General features: G+C 48.4%; 17 protein-coding genes. 13 read left to right on the forward strand and 4 right to left on the reverse strand.

The genetic code is table 11. From position 1 onward, the window contains the following. Positions 1-14 precede the first annotated feature (14 nt). Both RDN79_RS00165 and RDN79_RS00170 read right to left on the reverse strand, forming a co-directional pair. The gene (locus RDN79_RS00165; RefSeq protein WP_298548016.1) at positions 15-1,547 is read right to left on the reverse strand and encodes a cobyric acid synthase; all 1,533 of its coding nucleotides are present in this window, start codon (positions 1,545-1,547) and stop codon (positions 15-17) included. Beyond that, positions 1,544-2,047: a GNAT family N-acetyltransferase gene (locus RDN79_RS00170; RefSeq protein ID WP_298548013.1), complete on the reverse strand. Its 504-nt coding sequence runs from the start codon at positions 2,045-2,047 to the stop codon at positions 1,544-1,546. Before RDN79_RS00170 ends, RDN79_RS00165 begins: the two co-directional genes overlap by 4 nt. Before the next feature lie 411 nt (positions 2,048-2,458). Here RDN79_RS00170 and RDN79_RS00175 point away from each other — a divergent pair, with 411 nt between their 5' ends. The 9 genes from RDN79_RS00175 (at position 2,459) to RDN79_RS00215 (ending at position 13,192) form a co-directional block, all read left to right on the forward strand. After that, a complete protein-coding gene (locus RDN79_RS00175) occupies positions 2,459-3,049 on the forward strand; it encodes a hypothetical protein (RefSeq protein ID WP_298548011.1) in 591 nt (196 codons plus the stop codon). 1 nt (position 3,050) lies between these two features. Further along, the gene (locus RDN79_RS00180; RefSeq protein WP_298548009.1) at positions 3,051-3,932 is read left to right on the forward strand and encodes a DUF2764 domain-containing protein; all 882 of its coding nucleotides are present in this window, start codon (positions 3,051-3,053) and stop codon (positions 3,930-3,932) included. Between the two features lie 113 nt (positions 3,933-4,045). Next, positions 4,046-5,803: a V-type ATP synthase subunit A gene (locus tag RDN79_RS00185; RefSeq protein WP_298548007.1), complete on the forward strand. Its 1,758-nt coding sequence runs from the start codon at positions 4,046-4,048 to the stop codon at positions 5,801-5,803. A gap of 50 nt (positions 5,804-5,853) precedes the next feature. After that, positions 5,854-7,179, forward strand: a complete 1,326-nt coding sequence (locus tag RDN79_RS00190) for a V-type ATP synthase subunit B (protein WP_298548005.1) — start codon at positions 5,854-5,856, stop codon at positions 7,177-7,179. A 26-nt stretch (positions 7,180-7,205) separates the two neighbouring features. Next, positions 7,206-7,559: a four helix bundle protein gene (locus tag RDN79_RS00195; protein WP_298548003.1), complete on the forward strand. Its 354-nt coding sequence runs from the start codon at positions 7,206-7,208 to the stop codon at positions 7,557-7,559. Between the two features lie 28 nt (positions 7,560-7,587). Beyond that, complete coding sequence (locus RDN79_RS00200) at positions 7,588-8,208, forward strand: V-type ATP synthase subunit D (RefSeq protein WP_298548001.1); 621 nt, start codon at positions 7,588-7,590, stop codon at positions 8,206-8,208. Continuing rightward, positions 8,205-10,028: a V-type ATP synthase subunit I gene (locus RDN79_RS00205; RefSeq protein ID WP_298547999.1), complete on the forward strand. Its 1,824-nt coding sequence runs from the start codon at positions 8,205-8,207 to the stop codon at positions 10,026-10,028. Before RDN79_RS00200 ends, RDN79_RS00205 begins: the two co-directional genes overlap by 4 nt. Positions 10,029-10,104: 76 nt before the next feature. Then, complete coding sequence (locus RDN79_RS00210; protein WP_005638767.1) at positions 10,105-10,557, forward strand: hypothetical protein; 453 nt, start codon at positions 10,105-10,107, stop codon at positions 10,555-10,557. A gap of 196 nt (positions 10,558-10,753) precedes the next feature. Continuing rightward, positions 10,754-13,192: a DPP IV N-terminal domain-containing protein gene (locus tag RDN79_RS00215; RefSeq protein ID WP_298547991.1), complete on the forward strand. Its 2,439-nt coding sequence runs from the start codon at positions 10,754-10,756 to the stop codon at positions 13,190-13,192. Positions 13,193-13,250: 58 nt separating this feature from the next. Here the strand turns inward: RDN79_RS00215 and RDN79_RS00220 are convergent, their stop codons facing one another. Then, positions 13,251-13,535 (reverse strand): HU family DNA-binding protein, encoded by a 285-nt coding sequence (locus RDN79_RS00220; protein WP_298547989.1) that lies wholly within the window; start codon positions 13,533-13,535, stop codon positions 13,251-13,253. 1,408 nt (positions 13,536-14,943) lie between these two features. Between RDN79_RS00220 and RDN79_RS00225 the strand changes: the two genes are divergently transcribed. The 4 genes from RDN79_RS00225 to RDN79_RS00240 all read left to right on the forward strand — a co-directional run bounded on the left by RDN79_RS00225 (position 14,944) and on the right by RDN79_RS00240 (position 19,117). Next, complete coding sequence (locus RDN79_RS00225; RefSeq protein WP_298547986.1) at positions 14,944-15,357, forward strand: BlaI/MecI/CopY family transcriptional regulator; 414 nt, start codon at positions 14,944-14,946, stop codon at positions 15,355-15,357. Between the two features lie 50 nt (positions 15,358-15,407). Beyond that, entirely contained in the window at positions 15,408-16,781 is a 1,374-nt protein-coding gene (locus RDN79_RS00230) for a M56 family metallopeptidase (protein ID WP_298547984.1), read from the forward strand. 8 nt (positions 16,782-16,789) lie between these two features. Then, positions 16,790-18,028: a DUF4934 domain-containing protein gene (locus tag RDN79_RS00235; RefSeq protein ID WP_298547982.1), complete on the forward strand. Its 1,239-nt coding sequence runs from the start codon at positions 16,790-16,792 to the stop codon at positions 18,026-18,028. 102 nt (positions 18,029-18,130) lie between these two features. After that, positions 18,131-19,117 (forward strand): Gfo/Idh/MocA family protein, encoded by a 987-nt coding sequence (locus RDN79_RS00240; RefSeq protein WP_298547979.1) that lies wholly within the window; start codon positions 18,131-18,133, stop codon positions 19,115-19,117. Between the two features lie 74 nt (positions 19,118-19,191). Here RDN79_RS00240 and RDN79_RS00245 read toward each other — a convergent pair whose 3' ends face one another. Further along, positions 19,192-21,690: a beta-N-acetylglucosaminidase domain-containing protein gene (locus RDN79_RS00245; protein ID WP_298547976.1), complete on the reverse strand. Its 2,499-nt coding sequence runs from the start codon at positions 21,688-21,690 to the stop codon at positions 19,192-19,194. Positions 21,691-21,765: the final 75 nt, after the last annotated feature.

The raw sequence follows: 21,765 nt of genomic DNA on the forward strand, positions 1-21,765 counted from the left end.
GAGTGTACGGGCGATTAACGGGTCGCCCGTAGTTGCCCGTAGATATAATCCATGTCGACATGTTCCCTGACCAACGCCGCCAACTTGTCGTATTGCTCTTCCTTGAATGCGGCATAGTCAAAAGGGACGTTTTCCGCTTCTTTATCAAATCCTTCGGCCAGGTTGTCCAAGACTTCCGGGTTGTCCAGTATTCCGTGCATATAGCTGCCCCAGCATGTGTTATCGAGATAATAACCATCCGTCCGTCCGTCGTCGAGGATGCAGGCGGGGCTTTCGGGAGTGTCGCCGAGCAGGGTCGTCCGCCCCATATGTATCTCGTAGCCCCGACAAGTAGGAGCGGTTCGCGAACCGCCTTCCTTATGCGCCGTGCTCCTACCGTCCGCGGGCAGGAAGGCGAAGGTGCTTTGGCGGGTTATTTTCTCCCGTTCGATGACCGTGCATTGCGGTAGCAGGCCCAACCCCGGAACGGCCGGCAGGTTGCCTTCGAGGGCATCCGGGTCTTCGAGGCGCACCCCCATCATCTGATAGCCTCCGCAGATGCCGATGACTTTTTTCCCGTTCTTGTGGGCGCGGATAATCGCTTCGGCTATACCGCCTGCCCGTAGGCTTTGCAGGTCTGAAAGCGTGTTCTTGGAGCCGGGGAGCAGGATGATGTCCGCTTTTTCTATCTCGTCGATGTTGTTCGTATAATAGGCATTGAAGCGGGGATCCATGTCCAGCACATCGAAGTCGGTGAAGTTGGACATCCGTTTCAGCAGGATGATCGCCACGTTGATCTTTCCGTCCCGATGAGTATTGTGTTTCATATCAAGGGTGACCGAGTCTTCTTCTTCGATCTTGATATCGCCGAACCAAGGGATCACGCCTACTACCGGCACGCCGGTCAGGTCCTCGATGATCTTCCTGCCGTCGTCGAAAAGCGAGGCGTCTCCTCTGAACTTATTGATGATGATCCCTTTCATCAAAGCTCTTTCTTCCGGTTTCAGGAGGGCGATCGTCCCGTAGACAGACCCGAAGACGCCGCCCCGGTCTATGTCGGCAACCAAGAAAGTCGCCGCCCCGGCCTGCCCGGCCATCCGCATGTTGGTGATGTCGCGGTCACGCAGGTTCAGTTCGGAAATGCTGCCCGCCCCTTCCAGGACGATCGGGCTATAGCGGTTTTCCAAGCGTCGGAAGGCCTCGATTGCTTTTTCGAACAATTCCTCTTTCTGGTTTTGCATGCCGAAATAATCCTGTGCCGACATGTTCCCGACCGGCCGGCCGTTCAAAACGACCTGCGAGCTCTTGTCATTCGTCGGTTTCAGCAACACCGGGTTCATGTCCGTGTGCGGAGCGATCCCGCAGGCTTCGGCCTGTACGACCTGTGCACGTCCCATTTCTCCGCCTTCGGGAGTAGAGTAGGAGTTGAGCGACATATTTTGTGCCTTGAACGGAGCCGGGTGATACCCGTCTTGTTTGAATATACGGCAGAAAGCCGCATTGATGACGCTTTTGCCTGCATCGGAACAAGTTCCGACAAACATGATCGGTTTCAGTCGCTTGTTCATCCCTTTACCTCCATTCTCATGATGTAATCGTTCATGTAGTAGCCGTTCCCGATATGGAAATCACGGGTTGCATGTTCGTGGAACCCCATATGCTTGTAGAAACCTACGGCCGGATTGTGGCGGTTCACGTTCAGCTCTATCGTGAAAGAACCCGGATGGATCGTCTTCAGGTAAGCGACTCCCTGTTCGATTATGAACCGCCCGATCCCCGAACCGTGGAGGGAAGGCAAAGAATAGATTTTCTGGAATTCATATAAATCCTTGCCTACGGTTTCGATGGACAGGTAGCCGGAAGGGACGCCCTCGGCATAGATGATGAAGAACCGGTGGCCGAGCTCGTTCATCTGCTTCGACAGGCTTTCGAGGCTGTACATCATCTCGAACATGTAGTCGAGCTGCTCGCGGGAGAGGATCGAACCGTAGGTCGGTTCCCAGATATGGGATGCCAGCGTCCGGATCAGCGGACAATCAGCGGGGGTTGCTTTTTCGATGGAAAACATATATTTTGAATTATGAATTTACTGTTTGGGGGCAAAGATACGGTGCATGCCGCCGTTTGCCAAAAAACAGAGGGGGCTAAGGTGTGAAAAAACTGTTAATGCAATGTGTAAAGGTGAGAAACTATGTTTTCCGGTGTGTAAACCATTGTTTCACGAGACGCAGAGCTGTGTGTTGTCATTTGTCACGATTTTTGTCAATCGAAACGTGTTAACATTTATATTCATTTTATTTTACGCCTTACGCCTATCTTTTTTTTGTGTTCGGAGGTTGGGGGCGTATCTTTGCGATATGAAAAAGAAAATGGCCGACCATTGTTGTTTATTCAAAGAAAAGAATAACTTTGTAGGCGTTAAGTACGGGCGGTTCCCGAACCGCCCTGACGGGGAACAACTTAAAAAAATTAGATAGAAATGAATACAAAGATTCAGGAACTGACCGACAAGATCTACAAGGAAGGCGTAGAGAAAGGCAACGAAGAAGCAGGGCGGATCATAGCCGATGCAAATGCCCGGAAAGAGGCTATTTTGACGGAAGCGGAAGCGGAAGCGAAGCGTATTGTGGCACAGGCTGAGAAGCAGGCCGCCGAGTTGAAAAAGAATACGGAAGCCGAGTTGAAACTCTTTGCCGCCCAGTCTGTAGAAGCGCTGAAGAGCGAAGTGGCAAATCTTATTACCGGAAAAATCACCTCCTCCAATGTGAAAGCGATCGTTTCTGATACTGCATTTATGCAGAAAGTGATTTTAGAAATGGCAAAGGAATGGGTGGCGAAGGAAGCGATCACGATCCGGACGGCCGATGCCGAAGCTCTCACCCGATATTTCGAAGCCAACGCCAAAAGCCTCTTGGATGGCGGTGTGAAGATTGAAAAAGTGAACGGCCATGACGCCGGTTTCACGATCGTCCCGGCCGACGGCTCGTATAAGGTGAGTTTCGGCGAAGACGAGTTTGTCGCTTTCTTCAAGGAATTCCTTCGTCCCGGTTTGGTAGAAATGCTGTTCTGATATGGGGAAGTATTATTGCTTAATCGCAGGACTCCCCAATATCGCGCTCGACGATAGTAAACTGACCTGTTCCATCAATGAATTCAGACGGGAACTGGACGGCATACTGACGAAAGCCGATAAGAAGCTGATCGATCTGTTCTTCCTCAAATTCGACAATAAGAACCTGATCGCCCATGCCCAACAACCGGATCGCGATCCGGACCCGCGGGGATGTATAACGTATGATGAGTTCGATGCCCTTTTCAAAGCATTGAAGGAAAAAGAAAAGCCGCCTAAGAATGACCGGATACCTCCTTATTTCAAGGTGTTTTTGGAAGCATGGATCGTAGAGGGAGGTTCGCGAAACACCCTTACGGCAACTGCTTCCACATGGGAAGACCGTTTGGCTGCCCTCTATTATGCGTATGCCATGAAAAATCCGAACAAGTTTGTTGCGGATTGGTTCGAGCTGAACCTGAACATCAACAACATGCTGACCGCTATCACCTGCCGCAAACATGGTCTCGATAAAGCCGGTTATATCGTTGGGGACAATGAAGTTGCCCAGGCTCTTCGCACATCTAACGCCCGCGATTTCGGGTTGGGAGATACGGTGGAGTATCTGCCGGACCTGCAACGTATAGCCGAAGAAAACGATCTGATGGTTCGCGAAAAAAAGGTAGACCTCTTGAAATGGAAATGGCTTGAAGAGCATACATTCTTTAAGCCTTTCGGCATAGAGAGTGTTTTTGCTTATCTGCTGAAACTGGAGATGATCGAACGTTGGACAACGTTGGATAAGGGGACAGGCGAGAAGACATTCCGCGAAATCGTGGGAGCAATGAAGAAAGGGAGCGAGAATGCCCTGGAAGAATTTAGGAAATTAGAAATGAAGAATTAAAAATTAAAAAATAAAGAGTTAAGAATGAAGGGGTAAGAAATCTAAAGATTGAGTTCGACGCACAATCTTGATTTTTTAATTTTTAATTCTTAATTCTTAATTAATTAAACGTTATGGCTACGAAAGGAATTGTAAAAGGGATCGTTTCCAACCTTGTTACCGTTGAGGTGGATGGACCGGTTTCCCAGAATGAGATCTGTTACATTTCCGTAGGAGGCGTGAAGCTGATGGCGGAAGTTATTAAGGTAATAGGCAAGAATGCTTTTGTACAGGTATTTGAGAGCACTCGCGGTATGCGGGTGGGCGACGAAGCCGAGTTTGAAGGGCATATGTTGGAGGTGACGTTGGGGCCGGGTATGTTGTCACGCAACTACGATGGTTTGCAGAACGACCTCGATAAGATGGAAGGCGTTTTCCTCAGACGTGGAGAATATACTTTCCCGTTGAACAATGATAAGTTGTGGGATTTTAAGCCGCTTGCCCGGGTGGGCGACAAGGTGGCCGCCGGTGACTGGCTGGGTGAAGTGGACGAAAACTTCCAACCTCACAAGATCATGGTCCCCTTTACCTTCAAAGGCGAATATACGGTGAAGAGCCTGAAAGAGGCGGGCGAATATACCATCAACGAAGTGATAGCCGTCTTGACGGACGAAGCCGGCAAAGATGTGGAGGTGACGATGATACAGCGCTGGCCTGTAAAACGCGCCATCACCTGTTATAAAGAGAAGCCACGTCCTTACAAGCTGCTCGAAACGGGTGTCCGCACGATCGACACGGTGAACCCGATCGTGGAAGGCGGTACGGGATTCATCCCCGGACCGTTCGGAACCGGAAAGACCGTGCTCCAGCATGCCATCTCCAAACAGGCGGAGGCCGATATCGTGATCATTGCCGCTTGTGGCGAACGTGCGAACGAGGTGGTGGAGATTTTTACCGAATTTCCCGAACTGATCGACCCGCATACGGGCCGCAAGCTGATGGAGCGTACCATCATTATCGCCAATACGTCCAACATGCCTGTGGCTGCCCGTGAGGCATCCGTCTACACGGCCATGACAATCGCCGAGTACTACAGGAGCATGGGATTGAAGGTGCTTTTGATGGCCGACTCGACTTCCCGTTGGGCACAGGCCTTGCGTGAGATGTCCAACCGTCTGGAAGAACTTCCCGGACCGGATGCGTTCCCGATGGACTTGTCCGCGATCGTGGCCAATTTCTATGCACGCGCCGGCTATGTGCATTTGAACAATGGTGAAACAGGCTCCGTGACCTTCATCGGTACGGTATCGCCTGCCGGGGGTAACCTGAAAGAACCTGTGACGGAAAACACGAAGAAGGTGGCCCGTTGTTTCTACGCATTGGAGCAGGAACGTGCCGACCGTAAACGCTATCCGGCCGTGAACCCGATCGATAGTTACTCCAAATATCTGGAATATCCCGAATTTCAGGAATATATTGCGGGGCATATCTCTCCGACTTGGATCGACAAGGTGAACGAGATCAAGACCCGTATGTTGCGTGGAAAGGAGATTTCCGAACAGATCAACATCCTTGGTGACGACGGTGTCCCTGTGGAATATCACGTGATTTTCTGGAAGTCGGAACTGATCGACTTCGTGATCTTGCAACAGGATGCGTTCGATGCGATCGACGCGGTGACCCCTCTCGCGCGTCAGGAGTTCATGTTGGACAAGGTGGTCAAGATTTGCCATACCGAGTTCAAGTTCGACACTTTCCTCGAAGTAATGGAATACTTTAAGAAGATGATCAACATCTTCAAGCAAATGAACTATTCCGAATATGAGAGTGAACAGTTCAAGAAGTTCGATGAGCAACTCGACGCATTGCTCAATGAGCAATTGGGTAAATGACCGTGACGTGTGACAATATGACAAATGACAATTAATAAAATCGATTTTTTATGAAGGCATTTCAAAAGATATATACAAAGATTACCCAGATCACAAAGGCGACCTGTTCGCTGAAAGCAACGGGGGTGGGGTATGACGAGCTGGCCTCTGTCGACGGTAAGCTGGCTCAGGTGGTAAAGATCATCGGCGACGAAGTGACCTTGCAGGTCTTTTCCGGAACGGAAGGCATCCGTACGAATGCCGAAGTCGTATTCATGGGAAAGGCTCCTTCCTTGAAGGTGGGCGACCAGCTGGCCGGCCGTTTCTTCAATGCGTATGGTGAGCCGATCGATGGCGGTCCCGTCCCCGAAGGCAAGGATGTCGAAATCGGAGGTCCGTCCGTGAACCCGGTTCGTCGCCAGCAACCTTCCGAGTTGATCGCTACGGGTATTGCCGGTATCGACCTCAACAATACGTTGGTGACCGGACAGAAGATCCCCTTCTTCGCCGACCCCGACCAGCCGTTCAACCAGGTAATGGCGATGGTTGCCTTGCGTGCCCAGTCCGATAAGATTATCCTGGGCGGTATGGGGATGACGAATGACGACTACCTGTTCTTCAAGAATACGTTTAGCAATGCCGGTGCGCTGGATCGGATCGTCAGCTTTATCAACACGACGGAAGACCCGTCCGTGGAGCGCATTCTGATTCCCGATATGGCTTTGTGCGCGGCCGAATATTTTGCCGTGCAGAAGAACGAAAAAGTGCTGGTGCTGCTTACCGATATGACCAACTATGCGGATGCTTTGGCGATCGTGTCCAATCGTATGGACCAGATCCCGTCGAAGGACTCCATGCCGGGTTCCCTGTATTCCGATTTGGCTAAGATCTATGAGAAAGCCGTCCAGTTCCCTGCCGGCGGTTCGATCACGATTATTGCCGTGACGACCCTCTCCGGTGGCGACATCACGCATGCCGTACCTGACAATACGGGTTACATCACCGAAGGCCAGTTGTACCTCCGCAAGGATAGCGATGTCGGCAAGGTAATCGTCGACCCGTTCCGAAGCCTGTCCCGTCTGAAACAATTGGTGACCGGGAAGAAGACGCGCGAGGACCATCCGCAGATGATGAATGCCGCCGTCCGTCTGTATGCCGATGCCGCCAATGCGAAGACGAAGATGGAGAACGGTTTCGACCTGACGGACTACGACAACCGTACGTTGGCTTTCGCAAAGGACTATTCCGAAAAGCTCTTGGCTATCGACGTCAACCTCGACACGACCGAAATGCTCGATGTGGCATGGGGCTTGTTCGGCGAATATTTCGATCCTGCCGAAGTGAATATCAAACAGGCGTTGGTCGATAAATACTGGAAGAGTGACGGGGCAAATTAAAAAATGAAAGAATTAAAGAATTAAAAATGAAAAGGGATAGTGCGATAAAGATTAAAAGCATGAATTTTGCAATACGGATTATTAAGTTGAGACGATTTTTGCAAAATGCGAAAGAATTTGATTTGTCAAGTCAAGTCGCACGTTCCGGCACTGCTATTGGTGCATTGATAAGAGAAGCTGAGTATGCAGAAAGTAAAGCTGATTTCGTTCATAAAATGAGAATCGCTTTGAAAGAAGCAAATGAAACATCTTATTGGCTTGAATTATTATATAAGACTGAAATTTTGGATAACAATATATATAATTCGGTAAAAGCCGATAATGAGGAATTAAAGAAAATGCTGGTTTGCATTATCAATACCTCAATAAAATCCCTTTAATTCTTTAATTATTAAATATTAATTTCGAATGATAAAGTTTCAATATAATAAAACCTCTCTTCAGCAATTGGAAAAGCAACTGAAGATGCGTGAGCGTTCCTTGCCGACGATCAAGAGTAAGGAAAGCGCCTTACGTCTCGAAGTGAAGCGGACCAAAGACGAAGTGACGAAATTGGAACTTCAGCTTGAACAGGAGATACAGAGTTATGAAAACATGGTGGCTTTGTGGAACGAGTTCAATCCCGAACTGATCGCAGTGCGGGATGTTTCTCTCTCTACCAAAAAGATAGCCGGCGTGGTGGTCCCTGTGTTGGACGAGATCGAATTCGAGATCGGCCGTTATAGCCTGTTCAATGCCCCTGCCTGGTTTACCGACGGTATCGAGCTATTGAAAAAATTGGCGCGTACCGGTATCGAAACCGAGTTTTCGGGTATGAAGCTGGAGTTGTTGGAGCATGCGCGGAAGAAAACCACTCAGAAAGTGAACCTTTTTGAGAAGGTGCAGATCCCGGGTTATAAAGATGCGATCCGTAAGGTGAAACGATTTATGGAAGACGAGGAAAGTCTCTCCAAGTCATCACAAAAGATCATGCGGGGGAATCAGGAAAAGCGTAAAGCGAAAGAAGAAAAAGAGGAGGCTGAAGTATGATAGTAAAGATGAGCAAATATGCCTTTATGGTATATCATAGAGAATATGATGCGTTCCTCACGACTCTCCGCGAATTGGGTGTTGTGCATGTGAAGGAAACGAACTCGATTCTGGATAATGCGGAACTACAGGCTTTGTTGGCCGAACGGAAACAGGTCAATGCGGCTATCCGTTATTGCAAGAGCCTGAACTCCCAGACGAAAGAAGGGGTGGCTCTCGCTCCGGCGCGTGAGTTGACGAAGGCCGAAGGGCTGAAGCTGGCGGGCAAGCTGGAAGAAATGCAAGAAGAGAAGGTCCGTTTGCAAGCAGTAAAAGCTTCGCTTGAGAAGGATATCGCGTATATGGATATCTGGGGAGAGTTCAGCTATGCAAATATCAGACGGTTGAAAGAGGCGGGCTTCGATGTGACGTTTTTTACTTGCCCGACTTCCAAATACGAACCTAAATGGGGAGAAGAGTATAACGCTTTCTTGGTTAATAATTTCCAGTCGGTCACCTATTTCGTGACGGTCACCAAGACGGGGACGCCGATCGATATCGATGCCGAGCGTCCGAAAATGCCTGACCGGGGCTTGGCGAAACTTCATCTCGCGATGGAGCAATTGCTGGACAATATCAAGGCATTGGACAACCGGTTGAAGGAATATGCGGCCGGGCAATACAATACATTGGTCGAGTTGGAAAAGAACATCCAAAACGAATTCAACCTTTCCAATACATTGGTGCAGACGGATCGTGAAGCCGGTGATAAGCTGATGTTGTTGGAAGGCTTCGTCCCCGCGGAAGAGGCTCCGGCTATGGAGGCCGCCCTTGAAAAAGAAGGTTACTATTTTCAGGAATTGGATATACAGGATGGGGACCGGGTCCCGATCAAGCTGAAAAATAACAAGTTCAGCCGGTTGTACGAACCGATCACCAAGATGTTCTCCTTGCCGAACTATGCCGAGTTCGACCCGACGCCTCTTTTTGCCCCTTTCTTCATGCTTTTCTTCGGGTTGTGTTTCGGAGACGGGGGATATGGTTTGTTGGTGTTATTGGTTTGCACGTTCCTCAAGCGGAAAGTCAATCCGGACTTCAAGCCTTATCTGACCTTGTTCCAATATTTGGGCTTGGCGGCGATAATCGTCGGCACCTGCACGGGGTCTTTCTTCGGGATCGCATTGGCCGATGTCCCGGCATTCTCGAAAGTGAAAGATTACTTTGTGAGTAGCGACAATCTGATGACATTCTCGATCGTTATCGGCTTGGTCCAGATTATCTTCGGAAAGACGGTTGCCGCTTTTAAGATGAAAGCGCAGAAGGGTGTCAAATATAGTATCGCTCCTTTTGCCTGGGTTTTTGTCATTACGGCTTTGGCGCTGGCATTCGGACTTCCGATGCTGAATTTGCAATTGCCAGAAAGCGTCAAGACGGTCTTTATCGGCATTGCGGTTGTCGGCTTGGTTGTCGCTTACCTGTATAATTCGCCGGGAAAGAATGTCTTCCTGAATTTCGGTACGGGACTTTGGAATACCTATAACATGGCTTCCGGGTTGCTGGGCGACACGTTGTCGTACATCCGGTTGTTTGCAATCGGCTTGACAGGCGCGATTTTGGGAGGTGTATTCAACCAGTTGGCCGTAGATATGACGGAGGGCATGAACATCGTGTTGCGTGCGGTATGCATGTTGCTGATCCTGCTGGTCGGCCATGCTATCAACATCGGGCTTTGTACGATCAGTTCGCTTGTCCATCCTCTACGTCTTATCTTTGTCGAATATTATAAAAATGCCGAATTTGAAGGAGGAGGTAAAGAGTACCGGCCTTTTAAGAAAGCATAGGCAAACGAGATATGTTTTCCATTATTAAAAAGTAAATTAAACAATAACAAAAAAATAAATTAAAACAATTATCATTATGGAACCAATTTTATTAGCTTATCTGGGTATTGCGTTGATGACAGGTCTGACTTTCATCGGTAGTAGTTATGGGGTGACGATAGCGGGTAACGCCGTTGTCGGGGCAATGAAGAAAAACCCCGATGCACTGGGTACTTATATTGCGTTAAGCGCATTGCCTTCTTCTCAGGGATTGTATGGATTCGTGGGCTATTTCATGATGCAGAAGTTTCTGGTCGATAGCATTACGATGTTGAATGCGACCGCTATCTTCGGTGCAGGTTTGGTGTTAGGTTTTGCCGGTTTGTTCTCTTCCATCCGACAGGCGGAAGTTTGTGCAAATGGTATCGCTGGTGTCGGGGCCGGTCACAATGTGTTCGGTGCTACTATGGTGATGGCCGTATTCCCCGAATTGTATGCCATCTTGGCTTTGTTGGTTGTTATCCTGATCGGTGGTACTCTTCCGGTATAATATCATAAAATAAACTAAGGAGGAGGTGTGTCAAAACTCCTTTATCACGATCTTTTAGGCACGGATTTCACGGATTTACACGGATAAATTTATTATCTTTCCGTGTAATCCGCGTAATCCGTGCCTAAATTATGTCTATTGTAAACAAGATTTTCTTTTGACACACCTTCTTTTATTTATATAAAAACAACGTCAAATGAAAAAACAACTACTATTAGCGATGCTTTGTGCCGGTATGTTCTGCGGTACGGAAGCTCAAGGGCAGGAGACGGAGCGGCTATCCGGATACGTTCAAGCGGAACGTTTCACGAAAGAGAAGCTAAACACGATGCTTTTCTCCACTTCTGTCGATCCACATTGGTTCCGGAAGGGCAATAGTTTCTGGTATGAATATAAGACCGGCAACGGCAATGCCTGGTATGTCGTCGATCCGGTGGCAAAGACGAAGCGTCCGCTTTTCGACCTCGACGATATCGCTGCGCAGATAACCGAGATCGTCAAAGACCCGTTCACCGCCCAGCAACTACCCATCCGGAAGCTCGAAGCAGGAGAGGACGGACGCACTTTCACTTTTCAGATCACTTCTTCGCAAGATGCCAAGAAAGACAGTACTGACAAGGATAAAGGGCCGAAGAAAGAGATCTTCTTTTTCTCCTACGACTATCCTACGCGCAAGCTGACTTGGCTCAAGGATAAGAAAAAAGAGACGGAATATCCCGACTGGGCCTCTTTCTCACCCGATGGCAGGACGGTCGTGTATGCAAAAGATCTGAACCTCTACCGGATGTCCCGTGAGGACTACGAGAAGTTGAAGAAAGACGATAAGGATAGTACGGTTACGGACATACAACTCACAACTTTCGGTGTGAAAGACTTCGGTTTCGGCCAACCTTATAGTTTACTAAACACCGACACGCTTTGCAATGGTAAACGGAAAGGGGTTTGGGGTATCGTCTGGTCACCCGATTCCCGCTATTTCGCCGTGACGGTTGAAGACGAACGTGCCGTGAAAGATCTCTGGGTAATCAACTCCATGGCTTCGCCCCGCCCGACATTGGAAACCTACAAATACCAGATGCCCGGCGAGAAGGAAGCGCCTGTCGAACACCTGTTCCTGTTCGATATGAACGACAATAGCTACAAGGAAATTCGTACGTCCGCATTCAAAGACCAGACGTTGCGTCTGGCACGTCGGCCGTGGCAACAGAAAGATCGCGACCGGAAAGAGGTGGCGAGTGTTTGGCTGGGCGATAACGACCGTTTCTTCGTCACCCGTTCGAGCCGTGACCTTCACCGCATCGACATTTGTTCGTATACGGTCGGCCAGGATTCTATTCGTCCGATTATCGAAGAACGGATGAACACGTATCAGGAAGTTCGCCCGTTGGCAACCGTCGGCAATGGCAAAGAACTGATCCAGTGGAGCGAACGCGACGGTTGGGCGCACCTGTACCTCTATGACGGCGAAGGCAACCTGAAGAACCGCATCACACGCGGCCCTTGGCATGTGGATCAGATCGTGAAGGTGGACGAAGCCAAACGTGTCGTTTATTTCCTGGCTAACGGGAAAGATAAAGATGAAAATCCCTACTACGAACATCTGTATCGTGTGGGTCTCGATGGAAATGGTTTGCAACAGGTCACTCCGGGCGACTATTTCCACATGGTCAGCATGGATGACAATGCGGCCTTCGTGGTTAATAACTATTCGCGTGTGAACACGATCCCGCGTACGGATTTGATGGATAGTAACGGCCGGAAACTGATGACGCTCGAAGAGAGCGACTTCTCTGGGTTGCTGGCGGCCGGTTACCGGTTTCCCGAACCTTTCAAGGTGAAGGCGGCAGATGGCGTAACCGATCTCTACGGTGTGATGTACAAACCGTTCAACTTCGATTCAACGGCCCTGTATCCGATCATCGATTATGTATATCCGGGCCCGCAGGTCGAAGCTACCGTTTATCCGTTCAGCCGCATGAGCGTGCGCACGGATCGTCTGGCACAGGCCGGCTTCGTCGTGATCACGGTCGGGAACCGGGGCGGACATCCGAGCCGTTCGAAATGGTATCATAACTTCGGCTATGGCAACTTGCGCGATTACGGGTTGGCGGATCAGAAGGCGGCTATCGAGCAATTGGCCAACCGCTATTCATTTATCGACATCAATCGCGTCGGCATTCATGGCCATTCGGGTGGCGGATTCATGTCTACGGCTGCTATCCTGCAATATCCCGACTTCTTCAAGGCTGCCGTTTCGTGTGCCGGAAACCATGACAACCGCATTTATAACCGTTGGTGGAGCGAAACGCATCATGGCGTGAAGGAAGTGGTCTGCGAAAAGGGTGACACGACTTTCGTCTACAACATCAAGACGAATGAAGAGATCGCTCCGCGCTTGAAGGGGCACCTGATGCTCGTACACGGTGATATCGACAATAATGTCCATCCGGGTAATACGCTACGTGTGGCAGATGCCCTGATCCGAGCCGGAAAACGCTTCGATATGTTGCTTTTGCCGCAACAACGACATGGCTTCGGTGACATGGACGAATATTTCTATTGGCGTATGGTCGACTATTTCTCCCGTAACTTGCTCGGCGAGCAGGAGACATCGGTAGATATCCCGAAACGATAACTGAAGTGCACCCCAAAGTTTTATGTCTGACTTTTGGGGTGCACTTCACCTTTTTTTGTTATTTCCCGGTATTCAATTTTTGAATCAGGATTTCACTGGCCTTGAATTTTACTGATGTGCGGGCACGTATTTTACATTCTTCCCCTGTACGAAGGTTACGTCCCGGACGTTCTGTCTGGTAGTGGGGAATCAGTTTGCCAAAATAATGAATGCTCACCCCTTCACCTTCTGAAAGTTTTTCGGTTATTAGATCGATGTATGAATTCAGAAATTTCTTCGCGGCAACGTCCGTACATTCCATCCGTTGTGCCAATTCCTTAATTAGAGCTCTTTTTGTAGTCATATAATAGTTTGTTTTATCGTTATTGTTTTTCTTTCCCTACCCTGTCCCTGGGCGGATTTGTTTAAGATGAAAAAGCGCGGGACCGTTGTTTTTAATACTATCGCTAATCCTGATTAGTATAAACATAGCCCACGCTTTACAAATACGATAAAACGTAAGGAGCTGATTGTTTAGCTACTTCTCCCGGATGGCTTGAAATTGTCTAGATTTCTACTTAGGGATAATACTAAAATCGCTTATTGTGGAAAAATTATTGTCTTATTAATTCATAGGCATTTTTGTTAAATTGTCCGGTAGTCCTCCGAAATCGGACGTATTATAAAATAAAAAAGCGTGAGGACTGTTGTTCGGACTTAAGTAGAGGTTCTAGACAACCCGCCATGAGTTCTATGCAACAGTTTGCTCACGCCCTTATGCTATATACATGAGTATATAATCGAAACATGAGCATTTTTGTTTATGACCCTTCTATGGCTTGAAATTGTCTAGATTTCTACTTAAGGATAAACCAAAACGCTTTTCATATAAATCATAAAATAATGTTTCCTTGACGCTTCAAGGTTCAATTATCACGACAAAGATAGGAAACATCTATGAAAAACCCGATTCATTTCATTAAAAAAGCTCTTATTTATTCACAGGTTTTGAGAATTTAATAAGGGCGTGAATTTATAATTTCCAATTCCCTATAGCAATAACAATGTCTAGATTCCTACTCCGATGAATTGGTTTTACCTCCATACCTGACCACTTTTTCAACGAGATGTTCGGGATTTGTGACTGAAAGATACGATTTTGCATTCAATAATCAAGTGCCGTTTTAATTTGTTTACGACTCTGGAAACAGGAAAGAAATACGGAACAATCCGCTTCTCGGATTAAAAAGCCCGGCTAATGAGGGAAGTTGTAGGACGGTGATTGTGACAGGAAGGAGCGAGAGCGTAATGGAAGCAAAATGTTTTTCTTTGTAAAAGTATTTCTTGATTATTATGGAGAATTACAATTTCACTTTTCGTGACTTTGGAACTGGAACTGGACGGAATGGACTGTTTTCCTATGTTATTCCGGAGGGATGGATGAGAGTGTCAAGAGGGGGCAAACAAATCAGAAAAAGAGGGATATGAGAGTGTTGTTAAAAAATGTTGTCATTGAATATTTTAATAATTCTTATCATGAAACAATTGTTCGGAGACCTGCAAAAAGGATGAAAATAAGTGCGGATCGTCTCATTCATCAATCACATCGCGTAACTCGGAGACGGTGTCGTCAAGATGAAGAAGTAACTGCACTTATGCTTCTTGATAATTTTATAATTCCTCTCTCACTAAAAAAAATAGTTCATAAACTAATCTAAATAGTTTGGAAACTATTTTTTTTAGTTACATTTGTCCCGAACAAACAAAATATCATGAAACGACTGACTATAAGAGAAGAAGAGATCATGGGCTATTTCTGGACGAAAGGCCCTTTGTTCGTCAAACAATTGCTTGAATTTTATGACGAGCCGAGACCGCATTTCAATACCCTTTCAACAATTGTACGCGGATTGGAGGATAAAGGCTTCCTAGCACATAACACGTTTGGCAATACTTACCAATATTATGCCGTGGTGACGGAAGCCGACTATAGCCGGGGTACCTTGAAAAACGTCATTGCCAAATATTTCAACAATTCCTACCTCGGCGTTATCTCTTCGCTGGTGAAGGAAGAGGAGATTTCGGTGGAGGAACTGAAGGAGCTGATCGAATCGATTGACAAGCATGGGCGATCTGAGAACGTCGAATGCGGGCGGCTCACGGATCGCCCCAATGGTGACAATTAAGGGGCTGTGTTTATTTTTCAATTTTTCAATTTCAATTTTAAATTTTCAAAATGGGAACATTTTTAGTCTTCATAATGAAATCCACCTGTTGTTTGGCGGTGTTTTATCTGTTTTATCGCCTGCTTTTGAGTCGGGACACGTTCCACCGTTTCAACCGGATGGCGCTTCTCAGCGTGATAGCCTTTTCAATTGCAATTCCTTTTATACGGCTTGTTACCGATGAACCGACCGGTGTGCAACGTACGGTATTGGACATCGAGCGGTTATTGCAGATGACCGGGACTCCAGTGGAAGAAGAGAGTCGCTTCCCGTTTTGGTTGGCGAGCCTGTTTATGGCCTATATCGGCGGATGCCTCTTTTTTGCAGGACGGTTCCTCTATTCCGTTTGCCAGATCGTACGTCTGGTTCGTTCGGGTGTGGCAACCGTATTGGAGGATGGGATGCAGCTTGTCGTGACCGACAGGACGATCCAGCCTTTCAGCTGGATGAAATATATTGTCATCTCTCGCATTGATATGGAAGAGAGCGGGGCCGAAATCCTGGCGCACGAACAGGCGCATATCAGGGCTTGCCATTCATTGGATATGTGGCTTGCCGGATGTTGTACCGTCCTGCATTGGTTCAATCCCGCCGCCTGGTTGCTGAAACAGGAGTTGCAGAACGTGCACGAGTATGAGGCGGACGAAAGTGTGATCGCACATGGCGTGGATGTAAAACATTATCAATTATTACTGATAAAGAAGGCGGTCGGCGCACAGCGTTTTACCTCTATGGCCAACAGCTTCAACCATAGTAAACTAAAAAAGCGTATTAACATGATGTTAAAACAAAAATCAAATCCCTGGGCTCGTCTGAAGTTCTTTTATGTGCTTCCGCTTGCAACCGTTGCCGTTGTTGCATTCGCCCGTCCTGAAATCTCCCGACCGTTGGAAAAAGTTTCCGATGTGGAGCTTACCGAAGTCCTCACGCCCCAACACGACAAAAAGATGTCGCAGGCAGAGAAACAAAAGGAAGTCCGTAACGAAGTTCGCCAGGAAAAAAAGCAGGCGCACAAAGATAAACCTCAAGTCGAGATGGCAGTCAGCCAGGAGCCTCGCGAGGAGGTAGTCGTCATCGGCTACGGATCGATGACGCATCAGGATGGAAAGGTCTTTGACATAATAAAAAAAGACAGGCCTCTCTTGCGTTCTCTGGAACTTAAATCGAATATGCGTCCTGCCAAAGGCGTTGGATATGCCAAGCCGGACCCGCTTGTCATAGTCGACGGTGTCGAATATACGGATGGACTGGATAAAATCGATTCTGACAAGATCGAATCGATATCAATAATGAAAGATAAGAACGCCATCGAAATGTACGGAAAAAAAGGGGCGGCAGGCGTGATTCTGATCACAACGAAAAAAGGATCTTCTAAAGTAAAATAAAAAATCGTATGAAAAATCATGTGTTTGCGGCAATGGCGTGTCTTTTTCTTGCCGCTTGTGGTAGCGGAGGCGAGACGAAGGTGGCAAAACTCGAAGTGATCCCTTTGGGAGCCGCTTTCGACAATCAGACGGAGTTGAAGGCTTCCGATTGTTTCAGGAAAATACGTTATGTCGCATTGGAAACAACGGATAGTTGCCTGGTGGGACAAGGGGCGTATACTGTCGTCCTGAATGATTGGATTGTGGTAACATCCGGGCGAGACCGTTGTCAGTTGTTCGACAAAAAGACGGGGCGTTTTATCCGTTCGATAGGGCATGTGGGCGAAGATCCCGAAGGCTATTCGAATGTTCACGGGGGTTGGCAGAATCCGTACACCGGCAAACTGAGTTTTCCTGGCTGGAAAAATAAAATCGTTGTTTATGGAGCGGACGGTAAATTCGACCATATCTGGACTCCTCCGATTCCTGCCGGACAGTTCCCGGCAATGTCTGCGTTCGATTACCTGGACGCGGATGTTATCGCCGGTTATTATTCGGCTACTGATAGCTTGCCTGCCCGTATTGCATTGTTCCGTGGAGATGAGACTGTCCGTGTGGAATCATTGCTGACGGAGCAGGAAGGAGACAGGGCGATCACTCCGAACGACATCGCTTCCATCTCGATTCTGAAAGATGGTGGAGATGGCATGATGATCCTAAAATACAAGGACAATAAATCTGCTGCCTATTCGCTTGGCAACAGTTGTTTCTGGCATGCAGGCAACGATCTTTATTTCCGTCGGTCTTACAATGACACGATCTATCAGGTGTCGGCAGAGAAAGGGTTGCAACCTGTGCGCGTGCTGGATTTAGGTACCCATGACTGGTCTTACAACGAGCGTTTTGAGGATAAGAAAGAGGCTATCTACCCGACAAAGTTCATGGAAAACGAAGACGTGATCCTATTCCGTTTTATGACAAATGTCTATAACGACAAACAGAAGACTTATAATGCCCTTTACCGGAAAGCGGACGGAACCGTTAGAGTCTGCCTTTTCGACGATAAGATTACCGACGATATGAACGGTTTCCTTCCTTTACAACCCGTATCAGTCTCCGCCTCCGGCGAATTTTCCGCCATTCTCCCTTCGGAAGAGGTCGTATCCTGGTTTGAGGATAACGCCGGTGAAACGGATATCCCTGCCGAGGTAGCTGCCTTGAAGAAGGTAGGTGAGGAAGATAATCCGGTAGTGGTGATTATGGAGTAGGAAAGTACTGCCTATCGCTTTTGAATTCCATGCTTGTGAAATAAAAGTTTCATAGGCATGGAATTTTTATTGTATATTTACCCAATAAATTAATGACAGCTAATGGAACGTTTTAAAGTCGGAATTATAGGAGCCGGGCACATCGCCCGCAAAATGGCGCATACGTTGCGCGATATGGAAGGGGTTGAACCGTATGCGGTCGCTTCCCGTAACTTGGAAAATGCCGAAGGGTTTGCCCGTGAATGGGGTTTTGCACGGGCTTACGGATCATACGAGGAATTGGCGGATGATCCCGCAATACAGTTGATTTATATCGCCACCCCTCATTCCCACCATTTTGAGCAGGCGCGGATGTGCCTCGAAAAAGGCAAGCCGGTCTTATGTGAGAAAGCATTTACCGCCAATGCAGAGCAGGCGGAAGCGTTGATACGCCTGTCGAAAGAGAAACAGGTTTTCCTGACCGAGGCGATCTGGACACGTTATATGCCTTTCTCCAAGACGCTTCGCGAACTGGTCGATGGCGGGACGATCGGTCGTGTGATGATGTTGACGGCCAATATCGGTTATCCGATTGCCGAGAAGGAGCGTATTGCCAAGCCGGAACTTTGTGGCGGAGCTTTGTTGGATATCGGCGTTTATCCGATCAATTTTGCAAGGATGCTTTTCGGTTCGGAGATTACAGGCATTACTTCTGCCTGCGTGAAAGGGGAGACGGGAGTGGATTTGCAGAGCAGTATTACGTTTGTGTATCGGAACCATCGGATGGCTGTTTTACAAATGACCGCTTTCTGTGCGAACGACCGGCAGGGAGTCATTTCGGGAGATAAAGGATACATAATCGTCGACAATATCAACAACCCGCAGCAGGCAATCGTCTATTCGATCAACCATGAGGAAGTGGTTCGTTATACCTGTCCGCCACAAATAACGGGTTTCGAATATCAGGTGCAAGCCTCCATCGACGCGATCCGTGAGGGAAAGATAGAAACGCCTTATATGCCGCATGCGGAAACCTTGCACATCATGCAGATGCTGGATGACCTCCGGTCCGAATGGGGCGTGCGGTTTCCGATGGACAGTGGAATTTGAAAATTAAAAATTAAAAATTGAGAATTGAAAATTAGTAGTAGAACATTTAATTTTCAATTCTCAATTTTTAATTTTCAATTTATTTCGTGGATGCGGATTTCTGTTTGTCCTGCGTTATGCAGTTTCAGAGTCTTTACATTTTCTAACGCTTCCTTTTTCAGCTTGATGTAATTTGCCGGGCCGGAATAAAGCACCTTTTTCGCTTTGCCTTTCAATGGTGCGCCTTCCACTACGACTTGGCTGCAAGGGGAACCGGACAGATACAGTTCGAGCGGGCCCTCTTTGTTATCCTTGTTGATCGCAATATGTGAACCGGCAGTCAACGTATTGACAGATTCCAGGTTCTTGTCATACATCAGGCGGGCAGGATCGATGGAGGTGTCTTCCTTCGTTGTCACGGTAAATTCGTACAGGTAGATTTGCATCTGTTTGTCCGTAGCATTCCGCATGCGGATATAACGTGCTTCGGGAACGATCTTTTCCAGCTTGAAGCGGGCCTGGTCGGTGGGAATATCGGCGATAGTCGTCCATTGTTTGCCGTCGGCGGACCATTCGAATACTCGTCCCTTGTTTTCGCTCTTCGGCAGGCTGAAGTTAAAAGAGGTAGCCTCTTTTTGTAATTCCCAAGTGAGGCCGAAGGATTGTCCCGGCTCTATGCGCAGTACTTCGTTCAGGCGGTTGTATCCGATTTGGTCCTTGCCTTCCTTCAACGGCTGATATTTCAATTGTTCGATATCCGTCAGGATAGAAGCTTTGCTCATCCGGGTGGAGGCATCTGCCCGGTTTGCGAACAGCAGGGTGCTTTCGACTCCTGAATGTATCTCTTGTACGAACGGAGTCAGGACGCGCGAGCCGACTTTCACACCTTTCTGATACGGATTCTGGTTGTAAGTCCGGTCGATCGTGCGCATGCTGTCGAGCAGTGATGTGAGCGACAGATACGATTGCCAGGTGGCGGCACGATCTTCGCCTTGTCCGGCTTCGGCAGTACGGATGGCCGCTTGTCCGGCCTTTCCTAACAGGTGGAATTGCATCAGCCACGGTTTGATTTCGTCTATCAGCGCCTTGTTGCGGCTTGTCTCGATAGCTGCCGGAGCGGCTGTGATTTCGGCGAACAATCGGTTCATCCGGTCGGCCGCATCTGCATTATAGTCGTGCTGGCGGAAGTCATTGAGGAATGCTTCGGCATAACCGGCATTACGGGCGGATTCGTCGCGGCGGTAACGGTGACCGTTTGGTCCCGGATCGCAGTTGTTCTCGCAGAACGTCCGGAATGCTTCCGGTGCTTCCGGCAAAACGTAACGGCAGGCTTCGTTGAAGTCGCTTTCGGGATTATAGGCTTTCATGTTCCAGGCATAATCGGCAACTCCGTAAAGGGCCACTTTGGAGGCTTCCGCCCGTTCCATCGGGTTGGCTACAAAACCGGACATGGCATGCGCCGCATTCGGATCGAGCCCGTAAGACGGACCCATCAGCAGATGGTCGCGGCAGTAGTCGCTTACAGGGAAATTCCACCAGACATATGACGGGCGTTGGATGCGCTTGTTTACCCATTCCTGTCCTTCGAGTGTGATGTCGTGGATCACGCTGTTGCCGGTCCACATCACATGGATAGCCGGGTCGAGCGTTCTGCCCAGCACATCCAGGTAGTCGCTTCCCGCCCAGGCCCGGTTATATTCGGTCGGACACATGATCAGGGGGCTGACGCCTTCTTTCTTTTCGATAAACTCCTTTTGCAGGAAATTAAGCAGGTCGGCTTGTTTGTCCGCCTTGGCTCCTTCACCGGAAATATCGTCGAAGAAGACCGCGAAAGAGCGGACTCCCAAATCGTACATCATTCCGAACTTGTTCAGCACATTCGTCCGGTCTTCATCTGTCCATTTGATGTCCAGGCCCGGATGAATCGCCCAGACGAAGTCCACCTTGTTGGCGGCGGCTTCCTTTACCAGATCCTTGATCTGTGCCGCTTCCTTTTCCGGATAAGGTTTGCGCCAGTTCGGGGAACTGTGGTAGGGATCGTCCTTTGGTCCGTAGATATAGGTGTTCATCTTCATCTTGCCATAAAAACGAAGCTGCTCGATGCGGTCGGCATGACTCCAGGGATCGCCGTAAAAACCTTCGACGGTTCCACGGTAGGCAACATCGGGATAGTCTTTGATAACACCGAGTGGCAGTGTCGTATTGCCTTGTCCGTCGGTTTGGGCTAATTGTTGCAGTGTCTGTGCTGCGTAGAAAAGACCGCGACTGTCGGAAACTGCTATGTTGATTTCTTTTGGTGTGATAACTAACAGATAGGCTCCTGAACGTTTCAGTTCGGGTGTCCGGTCTTCCATCGATGTGATTTTAAGCGGTAGCGCTTCGGGATTGTCAGTCATCGACAAGGTTTGCCTGATCAGTCGCATGGCATCTTCATCCGGATGCTGCATGCCGGAAAGGGTGAAACCATGAGGCGCTTTCAACCGGTTGGTCGACAGTGTGACTTCCTGCGGTTGCGGATGGATGCCCGGCAAGGGATTTTGTGCTTGCAGGACACCTCCTACAAGGAGGGCGACGGTTAGATTTAGTAGTTTCATATTTGAGTTATTTAGGTGATTAATGAATGGTCTGAATGATGGATCGCATTGGCATTCAATCGGGTAACATCTATC

Origin of the sequence: uncultured Parabacteroides sp. (assembly GCF_902493135.1) — a bacterium.
GTDB lineage: Bacteria > Bacteroidota > Bacteroidia > Bacteroidales > Tannerellaceae > Parabacteroides.

Bases quoted from the DNA above. Each gene is read 5' to 3' on its own strand.
- RDN79_RS00170 (WP_298548013.1), bottom strand. From the start codon at position 2,047: ATGTTTTCCATCGAAAAAGCAACCCCCGCTGATTGTCCGCTGATCCGG.
- RDN79_RS00220 (WP_298547989.1), bottom strand. From the start codon at position 13,535: ATGACTACAAAAAGAGCTCTAATTAAGGAATTGGCACAACGGATGGAA.
- RDN79_RS00230 (WP_298547984.1), top strand. From the start codon at position 15,408: ATGGGAACATTTTTAGTCTTCATAATGAAATCCACCTGTTGTTTGGCG.
- RDN79_RS00235 (WP_298547982.1), top strand. From the start codon at position 16,790: ATGAAAAATCATGTGTTTGCGGCAATGGCGTGTCTTTTTCTTGCCGCT.
- RDN79_RS00225 (WP_298547986.1), top strand. From the start codon at position 14,944: ATGAAACGACTGACTATAAGAGAAGAAGAGATCATGGGCTATTTCTGG.
- RDN79_RS00175 (WP_298548011.1), top strand. From the start codon at position 2,459: ATGAATACAAAGATTCAGGAACTGACCGACAAGATCTACAAGGAAGGC.
- RDN79_RS00215 (WP_298547991.1), top strand. From the start codon at position 10,754: ATGAAAAAACAACTACTATTAGCGATGCTTTGTGCCGGTATGTTCTGC.
- RDN79_RS00240 (WP_298547979.1), top strand. From the start codon at position 18,131: ATGGAACGTTTTAAAGTCGGAATTATAGGAGCCGGGCACATCGCCCGC.
- RDN79_RS00205 (WP_298547999.1), top strand. From the start codon at position 8,205: ATGATAGTAAAGATGAGCAAATATGCCTTTATGGTATATCATAGAGAA.
- RDN79_RS00190 (WP_298548005.1), top strand. From the start codon at position 5,854: ATGAAGGCATTTCAAAAGATATATACAAAGATTACCCAGATCACAAAG.
- RDN79_RS00195 (WP_298548003.1), top strand. From the start codon at position 7,206: ATGAAAAGGGATAGTGCGATAAAGATTAAAAGCATGAATTTTGCAATA.
- RDN79_RS00210 (WP_005638767.1), top strand. From the start codon at position 10,105: ATGGAACCAATTTTATTAGCTTATCTGGGTATTGCGTTGATGACAGGT.
- RDN79_RS00245 (WP_298547976.1), bottom strand. From the start codon at position 21,690: ATGAAACTACTAAATCTAACCGTCGCCCTCCTTGTAGGAGGTGTCCTG.
- RDN79_RS00200 (WP_298548001.1), top strand. From the start codon at position 7,588: ATGATAAAGTTTCAATATAATAAAACCTCTCTTCAGCAATTGGAAAAG.
- RDN79_RS00180 (WP_298548009.1), top strand. From the start codon at position 3,051: ATGGGGAAGTATTATTGCTTAATCGCAGGACTCCCCAATATCGCGCTC.
- RDN79_RS00185 (WP_298548007.1), top strand. From the start codon at position 4,046: ATGGCTACGAAAGGAATTGTAAAAGGGATCGTTTCCAACCTTGTTACC.
- RDN79_RS00165 (WP_298548016.1), bottom strand. From the start codon at position 1,547: ATGAACAAGCGACTGAAACCGATCATGTTTGTCGGAACTTGTTCCGAT.